24 protein-coding genes are annotated in these 26,552 nt (G+C 69.1%); 11 read left to right on the forward strand and 13 right to left on the reverse strand.

Going from position 1 to position 26,552, the window contains the following annotated elements:
• Positions 1 to 559 (reverse strand): histidine phosphatase family protein (locus A5652_RS00770; RefSeq protein ID WP_067345549.1); only part of this gene is annotated, 559 nt, incomplete at its 3' end.
• 137 nt (positions 560 to 696) lie between these two features.
• Here A5652_RS00770 and A5652_RS00775 point away from each other — a divergent pair.
• The gene (locus A5652_RS00775; RefSeq protein WP_067345552.1) at positions 697 to 1,563 is read left to right on the forward strand and encodes a MaoC/PaaZ C-terminal domain-containing protein; all 867 of its coding nucleotides are present in this window, start codon (positions 697 to 699) and stop codon (positions 1,561 to 1,563) included.
• Here A5652_RS00775 and otsB read toward each other — a convergent pair.
• Positions 1,560 to 2,714, reverse strand: a complete 1,155-nt coding sequence (otsB, locus tag A5652_RS00780) for a trehalose-phosphatase (RefSeq protein ID WP_067345555.1) — start codon at positions 2,712 to 2,714, stop codon at positions 1,560 to 1,562. The genes A5652_RS00775 and otsB overlap by 4 nt on opposite strands.
• A gap of 41 nt (positions 2,715 to 2,755) precedes the next feature.
• Positions 2,756 to 4,102, reverse strand: coding sequence for a wax ester/triacylglycerol synthase family O-acyltransferase (locus tag A5652_RS00785; RefSeq protein WP_067345558.1), 1,347 nt, complete (start codon positions 4,100 to 4,102; stop codon positions 2,756 to 2,758).
• Positions 4,103 to 4,270: 168 nt separating this feature from the next.
• Here A5652_RS00785 and A5652_RS00790 point away from each other — a divergent pair, with 168 nt between their 5' ends.
• Positions 4,271 to 7,564: an error-prone DNA polymerase gene (locus tag A5652_RS00790; protein ID WP_067345560.1), complete on the forward strand. Its 3,294-nt coding sequence runs from the start codon at positions 4,271 to 4,273 to the stop codon at positions 7,562 to 7,564.
• A 142-nt stretch (positions 7,565 to 7,706) separates the two neighbouring features.
• Complete coding sequence (locus A5652_RS00795) at positions 7,707 to 8,351, forward strand: nitroreductase family protein (protein ID WP_067345563.1); 645 nt, start codon at positions 7,707 to 7,709, stop codon at positions 8,349 to 8,351.
• On the opposite strand, the gene A5652_RS00800 is transcribed toward A5652_RS00795, so the two are convergent.
• Both A5652_RS00800 and A5652_RS00805 read right to left on the reverse strand, forming a co-directional pair.
• Positions 8,352 to 8,678 carry a YciI family protein gene (locus tag A5652_RS00800; protein WP_067345567.1) on the reverse strand — a complete coding sequence of 109 codons (327 nt, stop codon included), beginning with the start codon at positions 8,676 to 8,678 and terminating at the stop codon, positions 8,352 to 8,354.
• A gap of 36 nt (positions 8,679 to 8,714) precedes the next feature.
• Complete coding sequence (locus A5652_RS00805) at positions 8,715 to 9,179, reverse strand: tRNA (cytidine(34)-2'-O)-methyltransferase (RefSeq protein ID WP_067345570.1); 465 nt, start codon at positions 9,177 to 9,179, stop codon at positions 8,715 to 8,717.
• Positions 9,180 to 9,196: 17 nt separating this feature from the next.
• On the opposite strand from A5652_RS00805, the gene A5652_RS00810 reads away from it, so the two are divergent.
• The 6 genes from A5652_RS00810 to A5652_RS00835 all read left to right on the forward strand — a co-directional run bounded on the left by A5652_RS00810 (position 9,197) and on the right by A5652_RS00835 (position 14,760).
• A complete protein-coding gene (locus tag A5652_RS00810) occupies positions 9,197 to 9,796 on the forward strand; it encodes a bifunctional 2-polyprenyl-6-hydroxyphenol methylase/3-demethylubiquinol 3-O-methyltransferase UbiG (RefSeq protein WP_067345573.1) in 600 nt (199 codons plus the stop codon).
• Between the two features lie 253 nt (positions 9,797 to 10,049).
• Complete coding sequence (locus A5652_RS00815; RefSeq protein ID WP_067345605.1) at positions 10,050 to 12,851, forward strand: ATP-binding protein; 2,802 nt, start codon at positions 10,050 to 10,052, stop codon at positions 12,849 to 12,851.
• A complete protein-coding gene (locus A5652_RS00820; protein ID WP_067345576.1) occupies positions 12,848 to 13,255 on the forward strand; it encodes a serine protease inhibitor in 408 nt (135 codons plus the stop codon). Before A5652_RS00815 ends, A5652_RS00820 begins: the two co-directional genes overlap by 4 nt.
• Before the next feature lie 5 nt (positions 13,256 to 13,260).
• Positions 13,261 to 13,635 carry a DUF742 domain-containing protein gene (locus tag A5652_RS00825; protein WP_067345608.1) on the forward strand — a complete coding sequence of 125 codons (375 nt, stop codon included), beginning with the start codon at positions 13,261 to 13,263 and terminating at the stop codon, positions 13,633 to 13,635.
• Positions 13,616 to 14,203 (forward strand): ATP/GTP-binding protein, encoded by a 588-nt coding sequence (locus tag A5652_RS00830; protein WP_067345579.1) that lies wholly within the window; start codon positions 13,616 to 13,618, stop codon positions 14,201 to 14,203. Before A5652_RS00825 ends, A5652_RS00830 begins: the two co-directional genes overlap by 20 nt.
• Positions 14,200 to 14,760 (forward strand): pentapeptide repeat-containing protein, encoded by a 561-nt coding sequence (locus A5652_RS00835; protein ID WP_067345582.1) that lies wholly within the window; start codon positions 14,200 to 14,202, stop codon positions 14,758 to 14,760. The genes A5652_RS00830 and A5652_RS00835 overlap by 4 nt, the downstream gene beginning before the upstream one ends.
• Before the next feature lie 4 nt (positions 14,761 to 14,764).
• Here A5652_RS00835 and A5652_RS00840 read toward each other — a convergent pair whose 3' ends face one another.
• The 3 genes from A5652_RS00840 to A5652_RS00850 are packed head-to-tail and all read right to left on the reverse strand — an operon-like array spanning position 14,765 to position 21,241.
• Complete coding sequence (locus A5652_RS00840) at positions 14,765 to 17,314, reverse strand: ATP-binding cassette domain-containing protein (RefSeq protein WP_067345586.1); 2,550 nt, start codon at positions 17,312 to 17,314, stop codon at positions 14,765 to 14,767.
• Positions 17,315 to 17,350: 36 nt separating this feature from the next.
• Positions 17,351 to 20,005, reverse strand: coding sequence for an FHA domain-containing protein (locus A5652_RS00845; RefSeq protein ID WP_067345589.1), 2,655 nt, complete (start codon positions 20,003 to 20,005; stop codon positions 17,351 to 17,353).
• A gap of 30 nt (positions 20,006 to 20,035) precedes the next feature.
• Positions 20,036 to 21,241 (reverse strand): NADH:flavin oxidoreductase, encoded by a 1,206-nt coding sequence (locus A5652_RS00850; protein ID WP_067345592.1) that lies wholly within the window; start codon positions 21,239 to 21,241, stop codon positions 20,036 to 20,038.
• A 26-nt stretch (positions 21,242 to 21,267) separates the two neighbouring features.
• Between A5652_RS00850 and A5652_RS00855 the strand changes: the two genes are divergently transcribed.
• Complete coding sequence (locus A5652_RS00855) at positions 21,268 to 22,110, forward strand: bifunctional methylenetetrahydrofolate dehydrogenase/methenyltetrahydrofolate cyclohydrolase (RefSeq protein ID WP_067345596.1); 843 nt, start codon at positions 21,268 to 21,270, stop codon at positions 22,108 to 22,110.
• Positions 22,110 to 22,391: a DUF3017 domain-containing protein gene (locus A5652_RS00860; RefSeq protein ID WP_067345599.1), complete on the forward strand. Its 282-nt coding sequence runs from the start codon at positions 22,110 to 22,112 to the stop codon at positions 22,389 to 22,391. The genes A5652_RS00855 and A5652_RS00860 overlap by 1 nt, the downstream gene beginning before the upstream one ends.
• On the opposite strand, the gene A5652_RS00865 is transcribed toward A5652_RS00860, so the two are convergent.
• From A5652_RS00865 to A5652_RS00885, 5 genes are all read right to left on the reverse strand, one after another.
• Positions 22,388 to 22,936: a DUF732 domain-containing protein gene (locus A5652_RS00865; protein WP_067345611.1), complete on the reverse strand. Its 549-nt coding sequence runs from the start codon at positions 22,934 to 22,936 to the stop codon at positions 22,388 to 22,390. The two genes, A5652_RS00860 and A5652_RS00865, sit on opposite strands and share 4 nt — an antisense overlap.
• Positions 22,937 to 23,224: 288 nt before the next feature.
• Positions 23,225 to 23,656 (reverse strand): TIGR03618 family F420-dependent PPOX class oxidoreductase, encoded by a 432-nt coding sequence (locus A5652_RS00870; RefSeq protein ID WP_082983719.1) that lies wholly within the window; start codon positions 23,654 to 23,656, stop codon positions 23,225 to 23,227.
• A gap of 251 nt (positions 23,657 to 23,907) precedes the next feature.
• Positions 23,908 to 24,642 (reverse strand): class I SAM-dependent methyltransferase, encoded by a 735-nt coding sequence (locus A5652_RS00875; RefSeq protein ID WP_067345619.1) that lies wholly within the window; start codon positions 24,640 to 24,642, stop codon positions 23,908 to 23,910.
• A 5-nt stretch (positions 24,643 to 24,647) separates the two neighbouring features.
• Positions 24,648 to 25,778, reverse strand: coding sequence for a homoserine O-acetyltransferase (locus tag A5652_RS00880; protein WP_067345602.1), 1,131 nt, complete (start codon positions 25,776 to 25,778; stop codon positions 24,648 to 24,650).
• Between the two features lie 11 nt (positions 25,779 to 25,789).
• On the reverse strand, positions 25,790 to 26,552 hold a 763-nt coding region (locus tag A5652_RS00885), incomplete at its 5' end, for a PLP-dependent transferase (protein ID WP_197513680.1).

Consider the following 26,552-nt stretch of genomic DNA (forward strand, 5'->3'; position numbering starts at 1 on the left):
TGGAGTTCCTGTGCGAGAACACCACCGGGTTGTGGTGGCCGCTGTTGTAGATCTTGTTGACGGCCGCGGTGAACTGGTCGTTGAACTCCTTGCCGCTGACCGAGCCGGGGATGCTGTCGGAGACGTCGCCGTTGATCCAGTTCACCGGCGCCAGCATGTACGTCGACTTCGCCATCGACTCGGGTTTGCCGTTGTACCAGCCGGCATTGATCTCCTGAATGCCGGGCAGGACCTCCACCTGCTTGCCGAGCGCGGCGGCCAGCGGGGCGGCGGTTTGCTGAGCCCGGGTCATGGCCGAGGCGTAGACGCTGTCGTAATCCTTGCGGCCCAGTTGGTGCGCGAGCTGTTCGGCCTGCCCCTTACCGTCCGGGGTCAGGCCCGGCCCCGGCACATCGGTGTCGATGGTGCCCGCGGCGTTGGCCTCGGACTGGGCGTGCCGGATGAATGTGATGGTGATGGACCGCGCCTGCGGTGAACCGCCGCAGCCGGCGACGATCATCGTGGCGGTGAGTGCGGCGAGCGCCACCGCGGCTTTCCGGATCATGCTGCGCTTGGGCATGTCGATAGCCTGCCCTGCCGACGCCTCCGGTGGGAAGGGTTTGCGCTGGTTTGTTACCGCGCGGCCTGGAGTAGCGGTGCAATTTCATCGGATGCCAGAGTGGACCGAGGATCCCTACCAACGATCAGGAGACTTCCATGGCGATTGATCCGAGTGCCGTCGGCGCGGTCACCGAGCCCATGCAGTTCGAATGGACCGACCGGGACACGCTGCTCTACGCGCTCGGTGTCGGCGCCGGGGTCGACGACCTGCCTTTCACCACCGAGAACAGCCACGACATCGACCAGCAGGTGCTGCCCACGTATGCGGTCATCTGCTGCCCGGCCTTCGGCGCGGCCGGCCTCGTCGGAAAGTTCAACTGGGCCATGCTGTTACACGGATCGCAGAGCATCAGGCTGCACGCACCGCTGCCGCCCGCGGGCAAGCTCTCGGTCGTTTCCGAGGTCGCCGACATCCAGGACAAGGGCGAGGGCAAGAACGCGATCCTGGTGTTGCGCGGCCGGGGCACCGAGCCGGAATCCGGGCAGCTGATCGCCGAGACGCTCACCACCCTGGTCATCCGGGGCGAGGGTGGCTTCGGGGGCATGCCAGGGCAGCGGCCCGTCGCACCGGAATTCCCGGACCGCGAGCCCGACGCGCGCATCCCGCTGCCCACCCGCGAAGACCAGGCGCTGATCTACCGGCTCTCCGGCGACCGCAACCCGCTGCACAGCGACCCCTGGTTCGCCCGCGAGCTGGCCGGCTTCCCGAAGCCGATCCTGCACGGGCTGTGCACCTACGGCGTATCGGGTCGCGCGCTGGTGTCCGAGCTGGGTCAGGGTGTCGCGGCCAACGTCACCTCGATCGCGTCGCGGTTCACCTCCCCGGTGTTCCCCGGCGAGACGCTGACCACCCTGATCTGGCGCACCGAGCCGGGCAAAGCGGTGTTCCGCACCGAGGCTTCCGGTCCGGACGGGGCCGACGCCCGGGTGGTGCTCGACGACGGCGCCGTGGAATACGCCTAGCTTTGATGGCGCGCCAGCTGATCCGCCAGCCGGTCGGTGAATTCGCCGGCCCGAGCGGGACTGTCCAGCGCGAACAGCGCCGCGGTGGCGCGGTCTCCGTCGTCGGCGTGCCGCACCAGGATGGGCACGCCATCGGCGCGCACCGCGTCGAACGCGTCCTCGTCGGTGATGTCGTCGCCGAGGTAGACCGGCGTCAGCGATCCCGACCCGGGCTGGTGCAGGTGATCGATCACCCAGCGCAGCGTTTTTCCCTTGTCCCAGTCCAGGTCTGGGCGTAGCTCGATCACCTCGCGGCCGGTCGTGACCCGCAGCTCGTCGCGGCGACCCGCCGCGCGCACCGCCGCCAGCACCTCGCCGACGCGGTCGCGTTCGGCATTGCGGTAGTGCACGGCCACCCCGAATCGCTTGTGCTCCACCACGACACCGGCGACCGCGCCGAGCTGGTCGCGCAGCTGACCGGCCGCCTGCTCGAGCACCGGGATGGCGGCGGCCGCGTCGTCGTTCTGGTGGTGCGTGCCGTCGGGGGCGGTCAGCTCGAAACCGTGGCTGCCCGCATACCAGACGCCGGGCACGCCAACGCGTTTCGTCACGTCGGCGAGATCGCGGCCGGACAGCACCGCGACGGGGCATCGCGCGGCCAGCTTTTCCAGCGCCTCGGTTGCGCCCGCGACGGGCCGCGCCGAGTCGGGGTCGTCGACGATGTCGGAGAGCGTGCCGTCGAAGTCGAAGAACACCGCGGGTCGCCGGTCGGCCAGGCCATCGGCCAAGGCCTGCAGCGCGTCGGGCAGCTGCGACATGCGGCGGTCGCCGGTCCGCACGGTGACGTCGCCCAGGTCGGCGACCACCGCGTCGGCCCCCGCCTCGCGTAGCCCGGCGCCGTGCCCGGCCGGGTCGACGCCGATCACCAGCGCGAAGCCGGCGGCCCGCGCGGCCTCGACGCCCGCGGCGTCCCCGGCGACCACGACGCAGCGGCCGGGGAGCACCCGCAGACCGTTGGCCGCGTGCGCCGGATCGTCCGCCGAAACGACGGCGGCGCCCACCCCGATCTCGCGCAGCTGTGCGGCCAGCGCCGAGCCCAGCGCGCTGTCGGTGTCGAACAGCACCGCGTCATGGCGGCGCGGGTCGATGACGACCGGCCCGGACTTGCCCATTGACCAACCTTCTCACGGTGGTCAGCGGGGTGGAGAACGGGTCAGTGACGCGCGCGCCCCGGCGCCGACGGGTGCGTCGGCGGCACGGGTCGGACCACCCGGCGCGCGGAACGCCCGCGGGCAAACAGCAGCACGGAATCCTCGCCGAGGGCCACCAGGCGCGCCATTCCCAACTCGATGCCGGCAGCCAGCTGCTTGACGTCGAACGCATCGCCCTGTTCGGTGGTGATCCCGAAGACCAGTTCGTCGCCGTAGCTCAACACCGCGACCCCGGTATGCAGCGCCGTGGCGGTCGGGGGGATCGGGAGCAGCCGTTCCAACGTCTGGCCCATCATCTGCAGGTGACGGCGCGGCCCGGGCACGTTGGTGGCCAAGGTCACGATGGCGCGCTGCGGAAGGCGGGAGAGCAGTTGTAAGGCGTTGCTGCGCAACACGGTTGGCAGGAAGCCGATCATCGACTCCACGATCCCGGCCGGTCGGGGCTGGGCGGCCTGCTTGGCCTGCCACCTGGTGTGCACGGTCTGCAGCCGCCGCACCGGGTCGTCGTGCTCGACGGGCAGATGCGAGAGCATCGCCGAGCGGACCGGCATCGGGGCCAAGGTGCGCAGCGAGTCAGCCCGCGGTTCCTCGCCGCGCCCGAGCAGTGCCGTGCGGAATCCCTCGGTGACGGCGGCGAGCGCGACGTCGTTGGCGCTGACACCGAACTTGCGGCAGACGCTGTCGACGTCGGCGATCGGGACCCGCACCGTGGTGTAGCGTCGCGAGGCGGTGACCGCGTCGGCGCCTACGGACGGCCACATCGCGCCGACCAGGGCGCCGGTGAGGTTACCGGCGGCCGACGAAACCCGCCACAGCGCGTCCACCCAGCCCGGCCTGGCTGCGACCGGCGGCGAAACCTGTTTTCCCGCAGCGCTGTTGGCGAAGGTATCGGCGTCGGCGTCGTCGCACAGCCTGCCGATCAGGCGGGCGGCCGAGTTACCGTCGAGCAGGCCGTGATGGGTTTTCATCAGGATCGCCCACCGGTTGCCCGTCAGGCCCTCGATGACCCAGCACTCCCAGGGTGGGCGGTCCAGATCGAGGGGCCGCTCCAGGGCGTAGGCGATCGCCCGGGACAGCTCGGCCTCGTCGCCGGGGTGGGGGATGGCTATCCGGCGCACGTGGTGGGCCAGGTCGAAGTCCTGGCAGTCGATCCATTCCTGGTTCAGCGGATGCGCCCGAAGCAACTGCGTGCACCGTGTGATCGGCTGGATACGTTCCGCCAGAAGACGTTTGAGCCGCTCGTAGTCGGGCGCGGTGCCGTCGACGATGGCGACCGCGCCGGTGGCCAGACCCGCATGCCGATCCGGATCGTGGGCTTGCAGGAATGCCGTATCCAGTGTCTGTGCCATGCCGGCTCCCGTTAGTCCGCTTTGTTGAACTTGTGCCAGTATCTGTCGACCCCGTGATCCGCGGTAGTACTCGCACGTTAAGAGCTTGTTTAAGAGTTGAAGAGCGGCTTAACAACCGTTGCGCTGGGCCGGGGTCAAATCGAACATCAGTTCGATATACTCACACCCGTGGGCTGGTTCAACGGACCGCCGAGCTGGGCGGAAATGGAGCGGGTGCTCGACAACAAGCCGCGCCATGCCGGGGAGTCGGCCGGCCCGGAATCCGACGGCCCGCTGTCGCGCAGGCGCGCGACGTATCAGCCGCCGGATGCCGGCCGGGCGTCCCGCTCGTCCGTCGCCTATGCCGAACTGCATGCGCATTCGGCGTTCAGCTTCCTGGACGGGGCCAGCACACCCGAGGAGCTGGTCGAGGAGGCGGCCCGGCTGGACCTGCGCGCCCTGGCGCTCACCGACCACGACGGCTTGTACGGGGCCGTGCGGTTCGCCGAAGCGGCGGCCGAACTCGACATGCGCACCGTGTTCGGCGCCGAACTGTCGCTCGGCCCGGGCGCCCGCACCGAACAACCGGATCCGCCCGGCCCGCACCTGCTGGTGCTGGCCCGCGGCGCCGAGGGTTACCGGCGGTTGTCGCGGCAACTGGCCGCGGCACATCTGGCCGGCGGCGAGAAGGGCAAGCCCCGCTACGATTTCGACGCGCTGACCGAGGCCGCAGGCGGGCACTGGCACATCCTGACTGGCTGTCGCAAAGGGCATGTCCGCCAAGCGCTTTCCGAGGGCGGACCATCGGCGGCGGAGCGGGCGCTGGCCGATCTGGTGGACCGGTTCGGGGCTCACCGGGTCAGCATCGAGCTGACCCATCACGGTCAACCGCTCGACGACGAACGCAACGGGGTGCTTGCCGCGCTGGCCCCACACTTCGGTGTCGGCGTCGTCGCCACCACGGGCGCGCATTTCGCGGCGCCGTCGCGGCGCCGGCTGGCCATGGCGATGGGCGCCATCCGGGCGCGGGAGTCGCTGGATTCGGCCGCCGGATGGCTGGCCCCGCTGGGCGGTTCGCACCTGCGCTCGGGTGAGGAGATGGCCCGGCTGTTCGGGCATGTGCCCTTTGGGGGCCCTAATGTGGTGACCGCGGCCGCCGAGCTGGGCGAGCAGTGCGCGTTCGGGCTGGCGCTCATCGCGCCGCAACTGCCGCCGTTCGACGTGCCCGCCGGGCACACCGAGGACAGCTGGCTGCGGCAGTTGACCATGGCGGGGGCGCGCGATCGTTACGGGTCGGCCGAGCACGCTCCGCGCGCGTATGCCCAGATTGAGCGCGAACTGAAAGTCATTGCCCAGCTGACGTTTCCGGGCTATTTCCTGGTGGTGCACGACATCGCCCGGTTCTGCCGGGACAACAACATCCTGTGCCAGGGCCGGGGATCGGCCGCCAACTCCGCGGTCTGCTACGCCCTTGGTGTCACCGCCGTCGACCCGGTGGCCAACGAGTTGCTGTTCGAGCGCTTTCTGTCGCCGGCCCGCGACGGGCCGCCCGACATCGACATGGACATCGAGTCCGATCAGCGCGAAAAGGTCATCCAGTACGTCTACGACAAATACGGCCGCGACTACGCCGCCCAGGTCGCCAACGTCATCACCTATCGGGGCAAGATCGCGGTGCGCGACATGGCCCGCGCCCTGGGCTTTTCGCAGGGGCAGCAGGACGCGTGGAGCAAGCAGATCAGCCACTGGAACGGCCTGGCCGACTCACCCGATGTGGAGGGCATCCCCGAACCGGTGGTCGATCTGGCCAATCAGATCCGGAACCTGCCGCGACACATGGGGATTCATTCCGGCGGCATGGTGATCTGCGACCGCCCGATCGCCGACGTGTGCCCGGTGGAGTGGGCGCGCATGGAGAATCGCAGCGTCCTGCAGTGGGACAAGGACGACTGTGCGGCAATCGGTTTGGTGAAGTTCGATCTGCTCGGGCTGGGGATGCTCTCGGCGCTGCACTACGCCATCGACCTGGTGGCTGAGCACAAGGGGATCGAGGTGGACCTGGCCCGCCTCGACCTCTCCGAGCCGGCGGTGTACGAGATGCTGTCCCGCGCCGATTCGGTCGGCGTGTTCCAGGTGGAGTCGCGCGCGCAGATGGCCACGCTGCCGCGGCTGAAGCCGCGGGTGTTCTACGACCTGGTGGTGGAGGTCGCGCTGATTCGTCCCGGCCCCATCCAGGGCGGGTCGGTGCATCCCTACATCCGGCGGCGCAACGGCCTGGACCCGGTGGTCTATGACCACCCGTCGATGGAGCCGGCGTTGCGAAAGACGCTGGGAGTGCCGCTCTTTCAGGAGCAGTTGATGCAGCTCGCGGTCGACTGTGCCGGATTCTCGGCCGCCGAGGCCGATCAGCTGCGCCGCGCCATGGGATCCAAGCGCTCGACCGAACGCATGCGACGGCTGCGCGGCCGGTTCTACGAGGGCATGCGCGCGCTGCACGGCGCCGACGACGAGGTGATCGAGCGCACCTACGAAAAGCTGGAAGCCTTCGCCAATTTCGGCTTTCCCGAAAGCCATGCGCTGAGCTTCGCGTCGCTGGTGTTCTACTCGTCGTGGTTCAAGCTGCACCACCCGGCGGCGTTCTGCGCGGCGCTGCTGCGCGCCCAGCCGATGGGGTTCTACTCGCCGCAGTCACTGGTGGCCGATGCGCGCCGGCACGGCGTGACGGTGCACGGCCCGGACGTCAACGCCAGCCTGGCGCACGCCACGCTCGAGAGCGCAGGCACCGAGGTCCGCCTCGGCCTGGGCGCGGTCCGGCACATCGGCGACGACCTGGCAGAACAACTCGTCGAAGAGCGAAAAGCCAACGGCCCGTTCGTATCTCTGCTGGACCTGACGACCCGGCTACAGCTTTCGGTGCCGCAGACCGAGGCGCTGGCGACCGCGGGAGCTTTTGCCTGCTTCGACATGTCCCGGCGCGAGGCGTTGTGGGCCGCCGGGCCCGCGGCCACCCAGCGGCCGGGCCGGCTGCCCGGAGTGGGATCGTCGTCGCACATCCCGGCAGTGCCCGGGATGAGCGAGCTGGAACTGGCCGCCGCCGACGTGTGGGCCACCGGCGTCTCCCCGGACAGTTATCCGACGCAGTTCCTGCGGGCCGATCTTGACGCGATGGGGGTGGTGCCCGCCGCGAAGCTGGGCTCGGTGCCCGACGGCGACCGCGTGCTGATCGCGGGCGCGGTCACCCATCGGCAGCGGCCCGGCACGGCGCAGGGGGTCACGTTCATCAACCTCGAGGACGAGACCGGGATGGTCAACGTGCTCTGCGTGCCGGGGGTTTGGGCGCGGCATCGCAAGCTGGCGAACTCGGCCCCGGCGCTGCTGGTGCGCGGGCAGGTCCAAAACGCCAGCGGTGCGATCACCGTCGTCGCCGAACGGCTGGGCCGCATCACCCTGGCGGTCGGCTCGAAGTCCCGCGACTTTCGGTGATCCGGAGGTATCACCCATCCGTCGAACGTGAACTCAGCGCGACATTTCGCCCATTTCTTAGCAGTGAGTGCACATTCGGCGGGGGTACCCGCACGGTCGGCGGCGGCCGGCCAGAGGACCGCCGCCTATGTAACCTCCACACATGACCCTCAACCTGTCCGTCGACGAACTCCTCACCACCACCCGCTCGGTCCGCAAACGCCTCGACTTCGACAAGCCGGTGGGCCGCGACGTGCTGATGGAATGCCTCGAACTGGCGCTGCAGGCGCCCACCGGCTCCAATGCGCAAGGCTGGCAATGGATTTTCGTCGAGGACGCCGAGAAGAAGAAGGCGATCGCCGACGTCTACCTGAAGAACGCCCAGCCCTACCTCAGCGCGCCGAAGCCCGACTACGGCCAGGGCGACACCCGCGGTGAGCGGATGGGCAAGGTCGTGGATTCGGCGATGTACCTCGCCGAACACATGCACGAGGCGCCGGTGCTGCTGATCCCGTGCCTCCAAGGCCGCGAAGACAAGTCGTCGATAGGCGGCGTCTCGTTCTGGGCGTCGCTGTTTCCGGCGGTGTGGAGCTTCTGCCTGGCGCTGCGCTCCCGGGGATTGGGGTCCTGCTGGACGACGCTGCACCTGCTCGGTGGCGGTGAACAGCAGGTCGCGACGGTGCTCGGCATCCCGCACGACAAGTACAGCCAGGGCGGGCTGTTTCCCATCGCCTACACCAAGGGCACCGATTTCCGCCCGGCCAAGCGGCTGCCCGCCGAGCAGCTCACTCACTGGAATACCTGGTAATCAGGTCTGCAGAGGCCAAACCTCGACGATCCCGTGGGCGACCGCGCAGGGCGTCTGGCTCACCCGCTCGATCGCCGCGTCAATGTCTTCGGCGTCGATGACCGCGAACCCCGCGATCGGCAACGCCGATCGGAGGAAGGGGCCGGGCTCGATCCGTACCCCCGCGCCGTCCGGGTTGCGCACCTGGACGGGGTCTCCGGCTCGGCCGACGAGCGCGCCGGACGCGCCGAGTTCGTCGTCGCGGGCGTGTGCGGCCTGTTTGCGGTCGTCGGTCAATCGGTGGTATCCGGCCTCGTCGCCGTAACCGATCGTGATGAAGGTAGGCATATCAATGCTGACTCATCCCGGGTGCGAAACTCGTCGCTACACCGCGCCGGCGTAGCCGTGCTGCCGCCAGGCTTCGTATACGGCGATCGCGGCGGCGTTGGACAGGTTCAGCGAGCGCCGGCCCGCCAGCATCGGGATGCGCACCTGCGCGGTGATGTGCGGGTCGGCCAGCGTCGCGGCGTCCAGCCCGGTGGGCTCGGGGCCGAACATCAGTACGTCGCCGGCCCGGTAGCGCACGTCGGCGAACGAGGTCGGCGCGTGCGAGGTGAACGCGAACACCCGCCGCGGTGACAGCGCCGCCCAGGCAGCCGCCAGCGACGCGTGCACGGTGACCGACGCGAGGTCGTGATAGTCCAGGCCCGCCCGGCGCAGCTTGGGTTCGGACAGGTCGAATCCCATCGGCTCGACCAGATGCAATTCGCAGCCCGTCGCCGCCACCGTCCGGATGGCGTTGCCGGTGTTGGGCGGGATCCGCGGTGAGACGAACATCAGCTTGAACACAACGGGATAATGGTCGCATGGTCGAGCAGAGCATCTGGATGCAGAAGGTCGCTGCCGATCCGGGGCATTCGCAGTGGTACATCGAGCGTTTCCGTGCCATGGCCCGCGCAGGCGACGACCTGTTCGGCGAGGCCCGCTTCGTGGATGCGATGGCGCCGCGCGGCGCGCGGATTCTCGACGCCGGCTGCGGGCCCGGACGCCTGGGCGGGTATCTGGCGAAGGCCGGTCACGATGTGGTCGGCGTGGACGTGGACCCGGCGCTGATCGAGGCGGCTGAGCAGGACTATCCCGGTCCGCGCTGGCTGGTCGGCGATCTCGCCGAGCTGGACCTGCGGGACATCGCCGAACCCTTCGACGTCATCGTCTCCGCCGGCAACGTCATGGCCTTCCTCGCCCCGAGCACAAGGACCCAGGTGCTGAGCCGGCTGCGGGCCCACGTCGCCGATGACGGCCGGGCGGCGATCGGCTTCGGCGCCTACCGCGAATACGAGTTCGCCGACTTTCTCAACGACGCGGCCGACGCCGGCTTCGCGCCCGATCTGTTGCTGTCGACGTGGGATATGCGGCCGTTCACCGACGACTCCGATTTCCTCGTTGCGCTCCTTCGGCCCGCCTAGGCTTGCCCGCCCTGGTGTTTGCCAGGGGTGGCCGCGCGGGTGCGGCGTCACCTTGGAGGGACCTGTCTGCTCAGTAACGATTCTGGTGGCATGCGCCGCGGGCTGTCATACTCGTCGGATTGCCACACCTACACGCACACGCGTATTTGGCGCGGGGCGGGCCAAATAAAGCAGGAAGTTTCATGAGCCTCTCGTTTCCTTCAGCGCTCAGTGTCAGCGCAGCGGCCGGTCGCGCGGCCGCGATGACGTGACCATGTTCAGCCGCCCGACCAACCCGGCCGAGGCGGATGTCGTAGAGCCCGCACCCAACAGCGGTGCCCAGGCCGCGCCGGCCAAACGGCCGCCGACCTGGTCACTGAGCAACTGGCCGGTGCGCTGGAAGGTGCTGGCCATCGTGCTGGTCCCGCTGCTATTGGCGACGGTGTTCGGCGCGTTGCGCATCCACGGCGCCATGGCCAACGCTGCCGGCCTGCGCCTGGCCGCCACCCGCGCCGACGTGGTGCCGGTGATCACCAAGTACATGTCGGCGCTGGACGTCGCGCTGGTGGCCAGTTCCAACGGACGTGACCTCGAGGGGGCCAAGAAGAACTACGAGGCGCGCAGGTACGAGTTGCAGACGAGGCTGGACGAGACCGATGTCAGCGCCGACGTCAGCTCAGGAATCAGCAACCTGCTCGACGGCGGTCAGATGCTGGTGAATAAGGCGGCCGACCCCAGCCTCGGTTTGCGGGAGCGGGTAACGCTCTACGCGCCGATCCTGCTGACCGCCGAAGACGTCATCAACGCCTCGGTCCGCGTCGACGACGAAAAGATCCGCGCCCAGGCGCAGGGCCTGAGCCGGGCGGTCGGGGCCCGCGGTCAGATGACGATGCAGAAAATCCTGATCACGCGCGGGGCCGAGCTTCCCGAGCCGCAGCTGCGGACGTCGATGATCACCCTGGCGGGCACCGAACCGTCGACGCTGTTCGGCATGAGCGAGGTGCTCGGCGCCGGATCGTCCGAGGCCAAGACGCTGCAACAGCAGATGGTGAGCCGGATGGCGATCATGTCCGATCCCGCCAGCGTGCTCGTCGACAACGCCGACCTGCTGCGTTCGATCCAGACCACCGACGAGATCGCCGATCAGGTCATCAAGGATTCCAGCGCGTCGGTGACCAAGTCGGTGCATGCCCAGGCCGCCGAGCGCCGCTCGGCCGCGATCACCGACGCCGTACTGGTGCTGGCCGCCATCGTGATCGCGCTGGTAATCGTGCTGCTGGTGGCGCGCGCCCTGGTGCGGCCGCTGCGTATCCTGCGTGACGGCGCCCTCAAAGTCGCGCACACCGATCTCGAAGAGGAGATCGCGAGCGTGAAAGCCGGTGGGGCCGAACCGGTTCCGAGCCCACTGCCGGTGTACACCACCGAGGAGATCGGCCAGGTCGCGCACGCGGTCGACGAGCTGCACACCCAGGCCCTGCTGCTGGCCGGTGACGAGGCACGGTTGCGGCTGCTGGTGAACGACATGTTCGAGACCATGTCGCGGCGCAACCGCACGCTGGTGGACCAGCAGCTGGCGCTCATCGACCGGCTGGAGCGCAACGAGGAGAATCCCGACCGCCTCGACAGTCTGTTCCGGCTCGACCACCTTGCGGCGCGGCTGCGCCGGAACAGCGCCAACCTGCTGGTGCTCGCCGGCGCGCAGCTTGCCCGGGACCAGCGCGACCCGGTGCCACTGGCCACGGTGATCAACGCCGCGGTGTCCGAGGTCGAGGACTACCGCCGCGTCGAACTCGCGGGGATGCCCGACTGCGCGCTGATCGGCGCGGCCGCCGGTGGCGCCATCCATCTGTTCGCCGAGCTGATCGACAACGCCCTGCGCTACTCGCCGCCGACGACCTCCGCCCGGGTCTCGGCGTCCCGCGGCGGCGACGGGGGAGTCGTGGTGCGAATCGCCGACGCCGGTCTGGGGATGAACGACGCCGACCGGCGCATGGCCAACATGCGGCTGCAGGCCGGCGGCGACGTGAGCCCTGACAACGCCCGCCACATGGGTCTTTTCGTGGTCGGCCGGATCGCGGCCCGGCACGGCATTCGGGTGGGGTTGCGCGGCCCCGCGGCCAACGAATCGGGATCGGGTACCACCGCCGAGATCTACCTGCCGCCTGCGGTGCTCGCCGGCCTGGCCGTCGCCGAGTCGGCGCCGCCCCGCCACATCCGCGCGGTCTCCTCGTCGAGCGCCAAGCTGGCCAGGGCGAATGCCGCAGCCGCGGATGACACCGGGCAGGCCGGGGGCCCGCAGGAGCCGGCGGCGCGCACCGCCCCGGACGCGGCCGGGCCGTCGGTCACCTTGCTGCCGCGCCGCAACCCGGGTTCCAGCGGCATCACTGAAGTTCCCGCCCCGCCCGCCGAAGAGCAGCCCCGCCGCCAGCGCCGCGAGCTGGCAACCCCCTGGTGGGAGAGCGCGCCCAAGCCGGCGCCCGAGCCCGAGCCGGTGGCCAAACCGGCGCCGGCGCAGCCGGCCCGGGCGGCGTCGGACACCTCGGCTTTCTTCTCCGCCCGCGCCCGGGATGCCGCCAGCCGCACAGAGTCCCGGCCAGATCAGCCGGCACGACCGGCCCCGGTCTCGTCCAATTCGTCGGCCCCGAAGGCCCAAACGGCTCCGGCCGACGACGACGTCATCTACCGCCGGATGCTGTCGGAGATGCTGGGCGACCCGCACGACCTGGTCAACAGCCCCGACCTGGATTGGCAGTCGGTCTGGGATCGCGGCTGGACGCTGGCGGCCGCGGCCGACGAGAAACCCGTCGAGGCGCACACCACCGACCACGGCCTGCCGGTGCGCACGCCGGGCGCCCGCCTGGTACCCGGGAACGCCAACGGCGCCGAACAGGACGAGCCGGCCGAGCCCGATCATGGCGTGAACGGGCGATCGCACCGGGAGCCGCAGCACGCGGCGAATGGACGCTTGGCCCGGGACCCAGAGGCGGTTCGCGCCTCGTTCAGTAACCATTTCGGTGGCGTGCGCACCGGACGCTCGCACGCCCGTGAGACCGACCAAGGATCCGACCAACAATGACGTCATCGGACAACTCCCTGGACTGGCTGGTGACCAGGTTCGCCCGCGAGGTCCCTGGCGTCGCGCACGCGCTGCTGGTATCCGTCGACGGGTTGCCCATTGCCGCCAGTGAGCATCTCCCACGCGAACGCGCGGACCAGCTCGCGGCCGTCGCCTCCGGGCTGGCCAGCCTGGCCACCGGCGCCGCGCAGCTGTTCGAGGGCGGGCAGGTGCTGCAGTCGGTGGTCGAAATGCAGAATGGCTACCTGTTGCTGATGCGCGTGGGTGACGGCTCGCACCTGGCGACGCTCGCGGTGGCGTCGTGCGATATCGGTCAGATCGGCTACGAGATGGCCGTGCTGGTCGAACGGGTGGGCGGCGTGGTCCAGTCGACCCGCCGGTCGGCCGCGCAGCAACACTCGTGAGCTCGATGGACACTCCCGAGACCTGGCCGGCCCACCGCAAGGGGAACCTGGTCCGCCCGTACACGCTGACCTCGGGGCGCACCGACACCAAGGTCGACCTTCCCCTCGAGGCGCCGATTCAGTCGTTGCAGGCCGGGCTGACGCACCGGTGGCCGCCCAACGATCCGAGGGGCAGGATCATTCAACTCTGCGTCGACAGCCCGTCGGTCGCCGAAATCTCGGCCCGGCTGGATCTACCGCTCGGTGTCGCGCGCGTCCTGGTCGGAGATTTGGTGCTGTCCGGCTACCTTCGAGTGCATAAGACGTTGTCCGAGCGTTCGACCAGAGATGAGCGCCACGAACTCATAGGAAGGACACTGCGTGGCCTACGCGCACTCTGACGTGCAGCCTGATTCCGGCGCCCACGCGTCGACGAAGATCGTGATCGCCGGCGGATTCGGGGCCGGCAAGACCACGTTCGTCGGGGCGGTGTCGGAGATCATGCCGCTGCGCACCGAGGCGATGCTCACCGACGCCTCGGCCGACGTCGACGCGCTCGAGGCCACCCCGGACAAGCGGACGACCACCGTCGCAATGGATTTCGGCCGGATCACCCTGGCCGAAGACCTGGTGCTCTACCTGTTCGGCACGCCGGGGCAGCGCCGCTTCTGGTTCATGTGGGACGACCTGGTGCGCGGCGCGATCGGCGCGGTCGTCCTGGTCGACTGCCGTCGTCTGCAGGACAGCTTCGCCGCGGTCGACTTCTTCGAGCACCGCAACCTGCCGTTTCTCGTCGCGGTCAACGAGTTCGAGGGCGCGCCCCGCTACCCGGTCGCCGAGGTGCGCGAGGCGCTGACCCTGCCGACGCACATCCCGGTGATCACCGTCGACGCCAGGGATCGCCGGTCGGCGACCGACGCCCTGATCGCGGTCAGCGAATACGCCCTGGCCAGCCTGTCGGCCAATTGACCACGCGGTGGGTCGACCAGGAATTCGAGGGCCACGACTTCACCGACGACGACCTATCCGGGGTGCAGACCGAGCGGGTCGTGTTCACCGAATGCGACTTCAGTGGAGCGAACCTCGCCGAGTCTGGGCACCGCGGTTCGGCGTTCCGCAATTGCACGTTTCGGCGAACGTCGCTGTGGCACAGTGCGTTTTCTCAGTGCACCATGCTGGGCTCGGTGTTCGTGCAGTGCCGGCTGCGGCCGATCACCTTCGACGAGGTCGATTTCACCCTCGCCGTGCTCGCCGGCATCGACCTTCGCGGCGTCGACCTGAGCGGCTGCCGGCTGCGGGAGACCAGCCTGGTGGAGACCGACCTGCGCAAGGCCGTGCTGCGCGGCGCGGACCTGCGTGGCGCGCGGACCGCAGGCACCCGGCTGGACGATGCCGACCTGCGCGGCAGCACCGTGGATCCGACGCTGTGGACGACCGCCTCGCTGGCCGGTGCCCGCGTCGACGTCGACCAGGCCGTGGCGTTCGCCCTCGCCCACGGGTTGCGGCTGGACGGTGGCGACGGCTGAGCGCTCAGCGGGTGAGCCGGATGCGCCAGCGCACGAGCGCGGCGTAGGCGACGGTGAGCACCGCGAGCATGCCCATGTCGAACAGCCAGGCCGCCGCCGTGTGCTCGAAGTGGCTGTCCCGCGGGCTTTGCGGGCCGGGCGACACCGTCCACAGGTCCACCGTCGCCCCCTGCGCCGCATAACCCCACCGCGCGGGCACCAGCCAGGACAGCTGGTCGAGGAAGATCCGGTGGGTGACCGGCACCATGCCGCCGGACAGCACCATCTGCATCATCAGCGACACCACCAGCAGCGGCATGATCTGCTCGTTTGAGCGGGCCAGCGCCGAGAGCAGCAGGCCCAGCATCGCCGCCGCCACGCACGTCGCCGCGACCCCGGCGAACAGCTCCAAGGTGGCATTACCGAGCAGCACCGCCGGTCGCGTCGGCGGCCCCTTGCCCAGCACCACGATCGCGGTGGCGATGGCCGCCTGAATGATCGCGAACGTGCAGAACACCGCGACCTTGGCCAGCAGGTAGGCCGTGCTGGACAGGCCGACCGCCTGTTCTCGGCGGAAGATCGGCCGCTCACCGATCAGGTCGCGGATGGTCAGCGCCGTGCCCATGAACACGGCCGCCATGGTGAGCAGGGTCAGGATCATCCCGGCTTCGCCGGCCGACTCGCTGACCGGATCCGCATAACCGAACCCGACGCTGCCGGGAACGGTCAGCGAGAGCGCGCCCATGACGAACGGCAGCACCGCCAGGAACAGGAAGTAGGCACGGTCTGAGACCACCAGCCGGACCTGGCGGCGGGCGATCGTGGAGAACTGGTGGCGCTTACTGGTGCGCGGCGGGACGCCGAGCTCGGCCGGCGCCTCGGTCTGCGTGGGCGGTGGCGGTTTGTTCTGGGCCAGAAAGCGGCGGTTGGCCTCGTCGGGGTCGGCGCCCACCTTGGCGAAGATGTGCGCCCAGTTGGTGGTCCCCATGGCCGCGCCGATCTGGCCGGGCGGGCCGAGGTACGCCGTCTTGCCACCCGGCGCCATCAGCAGCACCTGGTCGCAGACGTCGAGGTAGGTCAGCGAGTGGGTGACCACGAGCACCACGCGGCCGGCGTCGGCGAGTTGGCGCAGCATGGTCATGACCTGCAGGTCCAGCGCCGGGTCCAGGCCGGAGGTCGGTTCGTCGAGGATCAGCAGCGACGGCCCGGTCAGCAGCTCCAGCGCCACCGATGCGCGTTTGCGCTGGCCCCCGGAGAGCTTGTCGACCCGGGTGTCCGCGTGCTCGGTCAGGCCCAGCTCGTCGAGGACCTGGGCGACGACCTGCACGCGATCGGCCTTGCTGGTGTCGGGCGGCAGGCGCAGCTCAGCGGCGTAGCCGAGCGCCTGGCTGACCGTGAGCTGGCGGTGCACGACGTCGTCCTGAGGAACCATCCCGATCCTGGTACGCAGCGAGGCGTACTCGGTGTGGATGTCGTGGCCCTCGAAGGTCACCGAGCCCGACGATGGCGTGGCATACCCGGCGATCAGCCGCGACAGCGTGGTCTTGCCCGCACCCGAACCGCCGATCAGCGCGGTCAGCGTGCCCGGCCGGGCGACCAGCGAGATCCGCTCGAGCAGGTTCTTGCCGCCGATGCCGAAGTTGACCTCACGTACCTCCAGGCCGCCGGCCCGGGTGGCCGCCTCCTGACGGCGGACCAACATGCCGTCGTGGAACACCAGGTCGACGTTGCCGATCGTCACCACGTCGCCGTCGGACAGCGCCGCCGACCCGACCTTGACGCCGTTGACGAAGGTGCCGTTGCTGCTGTTCGCGTCGCGGATCTCGGCGCCGGTCGGGGTCGGGTTCAAGAAGGCATGATGGCGGGAGGCCAGCACGTCGTGCACGACGATGTCGTTGTTGAGCGCGCGCCCGATCCAGGCGGAGCGGCCGGCCGCCGGCCGGCGCTCGGATTCACCCCCCGGGACGCTGACCCAGGTGGTCGGGAATTCCCCGGCGTCGCTCCTGCCGGAGGGTCGGTTCAGCGCGGCGGGATGCGGACCGGACTGCGGTACGGCGCGGGTCGCGGCCTCCGGCGGGACGATCGGGACGGCCGACCTGCGCTGTGCGTCGCGCCGCGGGAAGGGGCGCGACGACGGCGAGGCGGGCGGCCTTGGAGGCTGCGCCGCCCGCCGGGCCGGCCCGGTCACAGGTCGCGGCGGCGAGGCGCTGGGCTGGGCGGTGATGATCGGGATCGACTTCGTGGTCGGCGGGAGCAGGCCGACGTTGCCCATGCCCACTTCGAAGGTGATTCGCGGACCGTCGGGCTTGCCGATGTTGATCGTCTGGCCGTCGTGGATGTCGACGAGCGGCACACGCTGGCCGTCCAGGTAGATCCCGTTCAGCGAATTGTTGTCGACCGCCTGCCACCGCCCCTGATCGAAGCGCAGCAGCACGTGCGCGCGGGCGATCAGCGGGTGCGCCACGCGCAGGTCGGCCCGCAGGTCGCTGCCCACGACCACGTCGCGGCCGGCGGCGAAACTACCTTCGGAGCGGTCAGATCGAGCCGTCAGCACGGGCTGCGCAGGTCGAGTCATCAGATCAGGTTGGAAGTCGCGGTCGGGGGCGCCGGCCTAGCGTTTCAGCCGGATGTGCCAGCGGACGAAGCTCGTGTAGCCGATCGACAGCGCCGCGAGCATGAACATGTCGAACACGAAGATGTGCTTCGAGTGCTGCCAGATCGGGTCGTTGGTCGGGATTTGCTTGACCTTCACCAGCGACGGGAAGTCGATCGAGGACGCCCCCGCCGCGTAGCCCCACCGGGCGGGCGTCAGCCATGCCATCTGCTCGAGGCCGACGCGCTGATACACCGGGATCATGCCGCTGGAGAACACCAGCTGCGACATGATCGACACCACCAGCAGCGGCATGATCTGCTCGTTGGACTGCGCCAGCGCCGAGAGCAGCAGCCCAAGCATGGCCGAGGCTATACAGGTGCCCGCCACGGTGACGAACAGCGAGAAGGTGGAGTTGCCGAAGAACTGGGGGTGTGCCGTCGGCGCGCCCTTACCCAGCCGCACGATGGTGGTCGCGATGGCCGCCTGGGCGGTGGCGAAGACGCAGAACACCGCGATCTTGGCCAGGAGGTAGGCGGTGGTGGACAGGCCGACGGCCTGCTCTCGCCGGAAGATGGCGCGCTCGCCGATCAGGTCGCGAATGGTCAGCGCGGTGCCCATGAACACGGCGCCGATGTTCAACAGCACCATGATGTACTGCGGCTGCGTGGGCGCGGGCCCCAGCGGGTCGGCCGGGCCGAGGCCCGGGTGCGGTCCCTTCACCGTCAGTGACAGCGCGCCGATGAGGAAGGGCAGGATCGCCAGGAAGATCGTGTAACCACGGTCGGACACGACGAGGCGAACCTGGCGCCGGGCGATCGTGGACAACTGCCTGAACAGGTTGGTCTGGGGTGGTTCGCCCAGATCCGCCGGACTCTGCGGGGACGGTGGCTTCGACGACTGCTGGTTGCGCTCCTTGAACCGGCGGTTGGCCTCGTCCGGGTCGGCACCCACCTTGGCGAAGATGTCGGCCCAGTTGCGCGTCCCCATCGCGGACTCGACCTGGTCGGGGGGCCCGCAGAAAGCGGTTTTACCGCCGGGTGCTACCAGCAGGATCTGGTCGCACACGTCCAGGTACGACACCGAGTGGGTCACCACCAATACCGTGCGGCCCGCGTCGGCCAGCTGGCGCAGCATGAGCATCACCTGACGGTCCAGCGCGGGGTCCAGGCCCGACGTCGGCTCGTCCAGCAGCAGCAGCGACGGCTGGGTGAGCAGCTCGAGGGCGACCGAGGCACGCTTGCGCTGACCGCCGGAGAGCTTGTCCACCCGGGTGTCGGCGTGCTGGGTCATGTCGAGTTCCTCGAGCACCTGCGCGACGACGCGGGCCCGTTCCTCTTTGCTGGTGTCGGGCGGTAGACGCAGTTCGGCCGCGTAGTTGAGGGCCTGGTTGACCGTGAGCTGGCGGTGCACCACGTCGTCCTGCGGGACCATGCCGATCCTGCTGCGCATGGACGCGTACTCGGTGTGGATGTTGTGGCCCTCGAAGGTCACATTGCCCGAGGTGGGGCTGGTGTAGCCGACGATCAGCCGCGACAGCGTGGTCTTGCCGGCACCCGACCCACCGATGATGGCGGTCAGGGTCCCGGGCCGGGCGGTCAGCGAGATGTGGTCCAGCAGCTGCTTGCCATGGTCGACGGTGTAGCAGACGGAGTTGACCTCCAGCCCGCCGGTGCGCGTCGCCGCCTCGGTGCGCCGGACCAGGCTGTCTCCGGTGAACACCAGGTCGACGTTGCCGATGGTGACCACGTCGCCCTCGGTCAGGACCGCCGAACCGACCCGGACGCCGTTGACGAAGGTCCCGTTCACGCTGTGCGCGTCGCGGATCTCGGTGCCCAGCGGCGTCTGAATCAAGAAGGCGTGGTGGCGCGAGGCCAGCACGTCTTGGATGACGATGTCGTTGTCGGTGGCCCGGCCGATGGTCTGCGACCCCGCGGGCTGCTGAATCGCGCCCGAGCGCGAAGGCAGCAGCGCCTGGAACATCTTCGTCGCGAGGTTCGCCACCTCGGGCGGCTTGGCCGAGGCCGGGGCCATGTGAGTGTGCGGGCTGCCCGAACCCACGGCCGGCATCTGCGCGATGGGCGGGGCGTTGTGCGTCGGGGGTGGCGCAGCGGGCGGGAACGCGGGCGGCCGTCCACCGCCGCCCCCGTACATGGTGTGAGCCGGCGGGCCTTGCCGCTGGGCGGGCGCGGGCTGCGGTCGCCGCGGCGGCGCCGCCCAATTGGGCGTGCGCCCGGGTGGTGGTGGCGGTGGCGGGGCTGCTGCGGGCGGAGCCGGCTGCGCCGACCACGCCGCGGCCTGCGGCGGTGCCGCCACCGGGATGTTCATCGATTCGGTTCGGGGCGGACGCCCGGCCATGCCCTGGTGGCGGCCGACGTCGAACGTCAGCAACGGTCCGTCCGGGTTTCCGATGTTCAAGTTCTGCCCGTCGTGGATCTCGACCACCGGCACGCGCCTGCCGTTGACGAAAGTTCCGTTGAGCGAACCGTTGTCGATCGCCAGCCACTTGCCCTGATCGAAACGCAGCAGGAGGTGGGCGCGCGAGATCAACGGGTGGGTGATACGCATGTCCGCTCGCAGATCGCGCCCGACTACTACATCGTGGCCCGCTGCGAAGGTGCGTTCCGATCCTTCGTGATGGACGGTTAGCGCTGGCGGGGCTGGTGCTGACATCGCCACAACTGTAGCTTGCAGCCCTGTGGTCTACCCGTGAGCGTCGGGCGCGCCGGTGACCACGCAGTGCGTTCGGGTGTAGATCGTGGGCATGCACCGGTTGCAGTGCGTGCACGCCGAATGCACGTGGTGCTGGGCGCCATCAGCGGCGATTCGATTGATCAGATCCGGCTCGGCCAACAGTGCCCTTGCCATCGCGACGAAATCGAATCCCTCCGCCATCGCCAGGTCCATCGTCTCCCGATTGGTGATTCCGCCGAGCAGGATCAACGGCATCTTCAACTCGTTGCGGAACAGCTTGGCGTCGCGCAATAGATATGCCTCGCGGTAGGGGTATTCGCGAAGAAACTTCTTGCCCGTCATGCGCATGCCCCAGCGCAGCGGCGGCTTGAACACGGCGGCGAACTCCTTGAGCGGCGCGTCGCCGCGGAACAGGTACATCGGGTTGACCAGCGAGCTGCCCGCGGTGAGTTCGATCGCGTCCAGCCCACCGTCTTCCTCCAGCCACTTGGCGGTGGTCAAGGATTCCTCCGTGCTGATGCCGCCGCGAACGCCGTCGGCCATGTTCAGCTTGGCGGTCACCGCGATGGGGGTGCCTTCCTTCTCCACCGCACGCCGAACGGCCATCACCATGCCGCGGGCGACCTTGGCCCGGTTCTGCAGCGATCCGCCGAACTCGTCGTCGCGGCGGTTGATCAGCGGGGACAGGAACGAACTCGCCAGGTAGTTGTGGCCGAGGTGGATTTCGACGGCGTCGAAGCCGGCTTCGATGGCCAGGCGGGCGGCGTTGGCGTGCCCGGCGATCACCTCGTCGATGTCCGCGCGGGTCGCCTTCTTGGCGAACCGCATCCCGATCGGGTTGAAGAACCGGACCGGCGCGAGAGCCTTCGCCTTGTTGGACTTGGCGTTGGCCACCGGGCCGGCGTGGCCGATCTGCGCGCTGACCGCGGCGCCCTCGGCATGGATCGCGTCGGTGAGCCGGCGGAACCCGGGCACGACCTCCGGTCGCATCCAGATCCCATTGCCCTCGGTGCGGCCGCCGGGGGAGACGGCGCAGTAGGCGACGGTCGTCATGCCGACCCCGCCGGCGGCCGGCAGTCGGTGGTATTCGATGAGGTCGTCGGTCACCAGCGCCTCGGGTGTGCGCGCCTCGAAGGTGGCGGACTTGATGGTGCGGTTGCGCAGCGTTATCGGACCGAGCTTCGCGGGGCTGAACACGTCCGGAGGGGTAGGCATACCGGGGAGCGTGCCAGACTGTCACCGTGGGAGCAATCACGCTGGACGGCAAGGCCACCCGCGACGAGATCTTCGTCGACCTCAAACAGCGCGTGACAGCATTGACCGCGTCGGGTCGCACCCCCGGCCTGGGCACCATCCTGGTGGGCGATGACCCCGGCTCGCAGGCATACGTCCGGGGCAAGCACGCCGATTGCGCGAAGGTGGGCATCACTTCGATCCGCCGTGACCTGCCCGCCGATATCAGCACCGCCACGCTCAACGAGACCATCGACGAACTCAACGCCAACCCGGACTGCACCGGGTACATCGTGCAGTTGCCGCTGCCCAAGCATCTCGACGAGAACGCGGCGCTGGAGCGGGTCGACCCGGACAAGGACGCCGACGGGCTGCACCCGACCAACCTGGGCCGGCTGGTGCTCAACAACCCGGCTCCGCTGCCGTGCACCCCGCGCGGCATCGTGCACCTGTTGCGCCGCTACGACGTTGAGATCGCCGGGGCACACGTGGTGGTCATCGGGCGCGGTGTCACGGTAGGCCGCCCGTTGGGGCTGCTGCTGACCCGCCGCTCCGAGAACGCCACGGTGACGTTGTGCCACACCAAGACTCGTGACTTGCCGGCGCTGACCAGGCAGGCCGACATCATCGTCGCGGCCGTAGGGGTGCCGCACATGGTGACCGCCGACGTGGTGCGTCCCGGCGCCGCGGTGCTCGACGTCGGCGTCAGCCGCGTGGACGGAAAGCTCGCCGGCGACGTGCATCCCGACGTGTGGGATGTGGCCGGCCACGTGTCGCCGAACCCTGGCGGCGTGGGACCGCTGACCCGCGCGTTCCTGCTGACCAACGTCGTCGAGCTGGCCGAGCGGTGATGACCGCGCGCACCATGCTGCGGGCCCAATGGCCAATTGTGTTGGTGGGCCTGATCTTTGCGGCGGCGCTCGCCCTGGTCGGCGCCAGCTTCTGGCGCCGCGGCTCGCTGCTGATCGGTATCGGTGTGGGTGTAGCGGCGCTGTTGCGGTTGGTGTTGTCCGAGGACCGGGCCGGCCTTCTGATGGTGCGCGGCAAGGGAATCGACTTCATGACCACGGCGACGGTCGCGGCGGCGATGTTCTATATCGCGTGGACCATCGATCCGTTGGGCACCCGCTAGAACCTCGGCACCGCCGGGGCCTGCCCCGGTATCGCGGGCAGTTGGCCCGCCATGCCCGGGATTTGTCCCGGCACTCCCGGCACCTGCCCGGGCATGCCTGGAATCTGCCCGCCCATTCCCGGAATTTGCCCCGGCATTCCGGGCATTCCGGGTGGCATGGCGCCGGACAGGTTGCCGCTGGCGATGTTTGCCATCTCCTCGGGACAGTACGTCTGGATCGCGATCTGGGTGAACATGCGAGCCATCATCGGTGACATGCCCCGACCGGCGACGCTGGACGCGGCCGCGGCGAAATTGCCACCCGGCTGCGAGAGCATCGGGCAGATCGATTCGCCGACGGACATCGCGTTTCCGGGCTCGCCAAAGTCGATGCCAGCGTGGTTGAGCGCGTCGATGAAGTCGTCTCCGTTGCCCTCCGCTCCGGCCGGCGCCGCGAACGCCGAGGCCACGGTCAGCAGGCCGGCGGCCGCGGCCAACAGGCGGATGGTGAAGGGCTGACGACGAAAAACCCAGACCCATTGATGAGTTCGTGCAAGTGCCTTCACGCCAGCCTCCCCGTCCGCCATGGAGTGCGTCAGCGGCACTCGAATCACGTAAGGAACTCTGAGCCATGGCCGTCACGTTTGCGACACGGTGGGATAAAGGTTCGCACAATAAGCGTTTCGTGAGGCCACCGCGCCCGCGACATCGGTTATTACGCGGTCCGATTGCGCAAGGCCGGGCGGTGAATCGACACCACACCGTGACCTAAGGCCGGCGGCTCAAACCTGTCACGCGGGGGCGATCTACAGCGAAATAGCTTGCGCGAGTGTGAATCTATGTGAACCTCACGTTCAGGCCGCCCATGGGCCGACGCCGCCGACCTTCTGGATCGTGATGCGAGTCAGGTATCCGAGGGGCGCGCCGGGCGGCGGGAACCCCGTGCCAGGGCCGAAGATGGTCGTGGCGATCTCGTCGAGCAGTTCGGGGGCACCGCCCTCCTCGACGCGCGCCGTGCCCCTGATCGACAGATACGGTGTCTGTGGCCCGCTGCGGTCGGGCGACACGATGGTCACCGCCACGCGGGGATCACGTCGGATGTTGCGGATCTTCTGATGCTCCAGCAGATGGGCGGTGACCAGCTCATCACCGCCGTCGGCGGTACGCTGCACCGTCACCCAGACCAGGCTGACTTGCGGGCTGCCGTCGCGATTGATCGCGACCAGCGTTGCCGGGTCGGACCCGATGAGTTGGCGTGCGCTGTCGTCGAGTTTGATGGTGTTCATTGCGTTCTCCTGATTCGGTCATGGTTCCGCGCAACTCGGTTGTCTATATCGATACGACGAAGAAGCTGCGCGCAATCCGACAGCCCGACGCTCGCGGATTACTTCGGCGACGTCATCCGGCCGTGGTGGCGCGTCCGCGAGGTAGCAGGAGTGTGACCGTTTGAGAACATTCTTCAGTGGTTCCCGGCCGGCCCAGCGCCATCACCGGTGAAAGGCTGCTGCGGGATGAGGACGACGAGCCGTAGCGTTCGCTACCCCGCCAGGGTCGCGCGGGTGCACATGGTGACATAGGGCAGCGCAAGGCCCGTCGAATTCGCCAGCGCCGGATGGGTGACCAGCAATTGGCGCACCTGGTCGAGCGTTTGGGTGCGGACCTCGGTCGGCGACGTGATGCAATAGCTGCGCGACGCGACAAGGTCGATCAATGCTTGCGGCGTAAGGTAACTCGTCCACTCGACCCGATGATGCGCCAGGTCGGCGAAGGGCTCTGGCAGCGTCACCTGGGTGCGACCACCGTCGCCGTCGCTGCCGATGATCTGCCCCAGTTCGCGCACCCAGCCGAGCCTTTCGTCGCGGGTGTTCCACACCAGACCCAGTCGTCCGCCGGGCCGCAGCACCCGCGCCACCTCCGGTATCGCGCGCTCCGGATCCACCCAATGCCAGGCCTGTGCCACCAGGACCACGTCAACGCTGTTGTCCTCCAACGGAATCTCTTCCGCGGTGCCCAGCAGCGCCCGGGTCTCCGGCAGCGAGGCGCGCAACACCTCCAGCATGTCCTGGATAGGGTCGACGGCCACCACGTCCAGGCCGCGCTCCACCAGCCGCGTCGTCAGCTTCCCGGTGCCGGCACCCAAATCGAGCACCTGGCGCGCCCCGACCGGCAACAGCCAGTCGATCGCTTCCGGCGGATAGGAAGGGCGTCCCCGCTCATAGGCTGCGGCCGCCGAACCGAACGATAGGGAGCGGTCGTGGCGAGAGCGGGTCACAGTCGTCACGCGCCTTGCTCATCGGCCAGTTTGAGGGTCTTCCCGATCAATTCGTTGACTGCGTCGGCTTCGATCAGGAACCCGTCGTGCCCGTAAATGGACTCGATGATGTCCAGTTCGGCGCAGCCCGGCAGCAGCTCGGCCAGCTCTTCCTGCAGACGCAGCGGGTAAAGCCGGTCACTGGTGATGCCGCCGACCACGACCGGTACCGGACACTCGCTCAGCGCTTTTCGCACTCCACCGCGGCCACGACCCACGTCATTGCTGCTCATCGAGTCCGACAAAGCCACATAGCTGCCGGCGTCAAAGCGGTCGACCAGCTTTTCGCTCTGATATTCCAAGTAGCTTTGCACCGCGTAGCGGCCGCCGTTCCCCGCATCTTCGCCACCCTGGCTGCCGTTGCCGAACCGGGTGTCGAGCTCCAGCTCGCCGCGGTAAGTCAGGTGGGCGAATTGCCGGGCGAGCGCCATTCCCGTGTCGGGTTTACGCCCGGTGCCGTAATAGTCGCCGCCCTGCCAGTCCGGGTCGGTCTTGATCAGCGATATCTGCGTCCTCAGATGGCCGATCAGGTCGGCCGTGCTGCGCGCGCCGACCGCGATCACCAGTCCGGCCCGAACCCGGTCGGGCTGGGCGACGATCCACTCCAAAGCCCTTGCCCCGCCCATGGATCCGCCGATGACGGCGGCAACCCGGTCGATGCCCAGCGCAGCCAGTGCGGCGACGTCCGCGGCAACCTGATCCTGCACCGTAATCTGCGGAAACCTAGAGCCCCACGGCTTTCCGTCCGGGGCAATCGAGCTCGGCCCGGTGGAGCCGCGGCATCCGCCCAGCACATTGGTGACCACCGCGCACCAGCGGTCGGTGTCGATCGGGGCACCCGGCGCGGCAACGCCGTCCCACCAGCCAGGCGTGGGATGTCCAGGCCCCGCGGGTCCGGTCAGGTGCGAATCACCGGTGAGCGCGTGCAACACCACCACCACGTTGTCGCGGTTGGGGGACAATTCGCCCCAGCGCTGGACGGCGATGTCGACATCGTCGATCACCGCGCCGTTCTCGGTGGTCAGCGAGCCGATGCGCACCACGCCGATTTCGCCTTCGGCCGGCAGCGGCTGGGTCGCAGCGTCTGAGATCGTCACCGCCGGTCTCCTCAAAATGCCGCCACCGCTTGCGGATCGGTGCCCGAGGCCCCCGCCGCCGCACCGAATTTGCGTGCCGCGGCAAAGCCGAGCTCGAGGTCAGCGACGATGTCGTCGATGCCCTCGATGCCCACGGCCAGGCGCACCAGCCCCGGGCTGACCCCGGTGCTTAGCTGCTCCTGCGGGCTGAGCTGCGCGTGCGTGGTGGACGCCGGGTGGATCACCAGCGAGCGGACGTCGCCGATGTTGGCGACATGGCTGTGCAGCTTGAGCGCGTTCACGAACGCTTTGCCCACCTCGACGCCGCCGTCCAGCTCGAAGGCCAGCACCGCGCCGGTTCCCTTGGGCGCCAGCTTCTTTGCCCGCTCATGCCAGGGCGAGCTGGGCAACCCGGCATAGTTGACCGACACGACGCCCTCATGGCCGGCGAGGTACTCGGCCACGCGCTGCGCGTTGGAGACGTGGCGCTCCATGCGCAGGCTCAGCGTCTCGATGCCTTGGGCGACCAGGAACGCGTTGAATGGCGAAGCGGCCGAACCGAGGTCGCGCAGCAGCTGCACGCGCGCTTTGAGCGCGTAGGCCGGCGGGCCGAGCTCGGCGAACACCACGCCGTGGTAGCTCGGGTCGGGCGTGGTGAATCCCGGGAAGCGGCCCTGCGTCCAGTCGAAGGTGCCGCCGTCGACGATGACCCCGGCGATCGCCGATCCGTGCCCGCCCAGGTACTTGGTGGCGGAGTGCACGACGATGTCGGCGCCGTGGGAGAACGGCTGGATC

Source organism: Mycobacterium sp. 1165178.9, from assembly GCF_001673555.1.
Taxonomy (GTDB): domain Bacteria; phylum Actinomycetota; class Actinomycetes; order Mycobacteriales; family Mycobacteriaceae; genus Mycobacterium.

Bases quoted from the DNA above. Each gene is read 5' to 3' on its own strand.
- A5652_RS00825 (WP_067345608.1), top strand. From the start codon at position 13,261: ATGGACACTCCCGAGACCTGGCCGGCCCACCGCAAGGGGAACCTGGTC.
- A5652_RS00850 (WP_067345592.1), bottom strand. From the start codon at position 21,241: ATGCCTACCCCTCCGGACGTGTTCAGCCCCGCGAAGCTCGGTCCGATA.
- A5652_RS00840 (WP_067345586.1), bottom strand. From the start codon at position 17,314: ATGACTCGACCTGCGCAGCCCGTGCTGACGGCTCGATCTGACCGCTCC.
- A5652_RS00820 (WP_067345576.1), top strand. From the start codon at position 12,848: ATGACGTCATCGGACAACTCCCTGGACTGGCTGGTGACCAGGTTCGCC.
- otsB (WP_067345555.1), bottom strand. From the start codon at position 2,714: ATGGGCAAGTCCGGGCCGGTCGTCATCGACCCGCGCCGCCATGACGCG.
- A5652_RS00775 (WP_067345552.1), top strand. From the start codon at position 697: ATGGCGATTGATCCGAGTGCCGTCGGCGCGGTCACCGAGCCCATGCAG.
- A5652_RS00870 (WP_082983719.1), bottom strand. From the start codon at position 23,656: ATGAACACCATCAAACTCGACGACAGCGCACGCCAACTCATCGGGTCC.
- A5652_RS00810 (WP_067345573.1), top strand. From the start codon at position 9,197: ATGGTCGAGCAGAGCATCTGGATGCAGAAGGTCGCTGCCGATCCGGGG.
- A5652_RS00815 (WP_067345605.1), top strand. From the start codon at position 10,050: ATGTTCAGCCGCCCGACCAACCCGGCCGAGGCGGATGTCGTAGAGCCC.
- A5652_RS00800 (WP_067345567.1), bottom strand. From the start codon at position 8,678: ATGCCTACCTTCATCACGATCGGTTACGGCGACGAGGCCGGATACCAC.
- A5652_RS00785 (WP_067345558.1), bottom strand. From the start codon at position 4,102: ATGGCACAGACACTGGATACGGCATTCCTGCAAGCCCACGATCCGGAT.
- A5652_RS00860 (WP_067345599.1), top strand. From the start codon at position 22,110: ATGACCGCGCGCACCATGCTGCGGGCCCAATGGCCAATTGTGTTGGTG.
- A5652_RS00845 (WP_067345589.1), bottom strand. From the start codon at position 20,005: ATGTCAGCACCAGCCCCGCCAGCGCTAACCGTCCATCACGAAGGATCG.
- A5652_RS00795 (WP_067345563.1), top strand. From the start codon at position 7,707: ATGACCCTCAACCTGTCCGTCGACGAACTCCTCACCACCACCCGCTCG.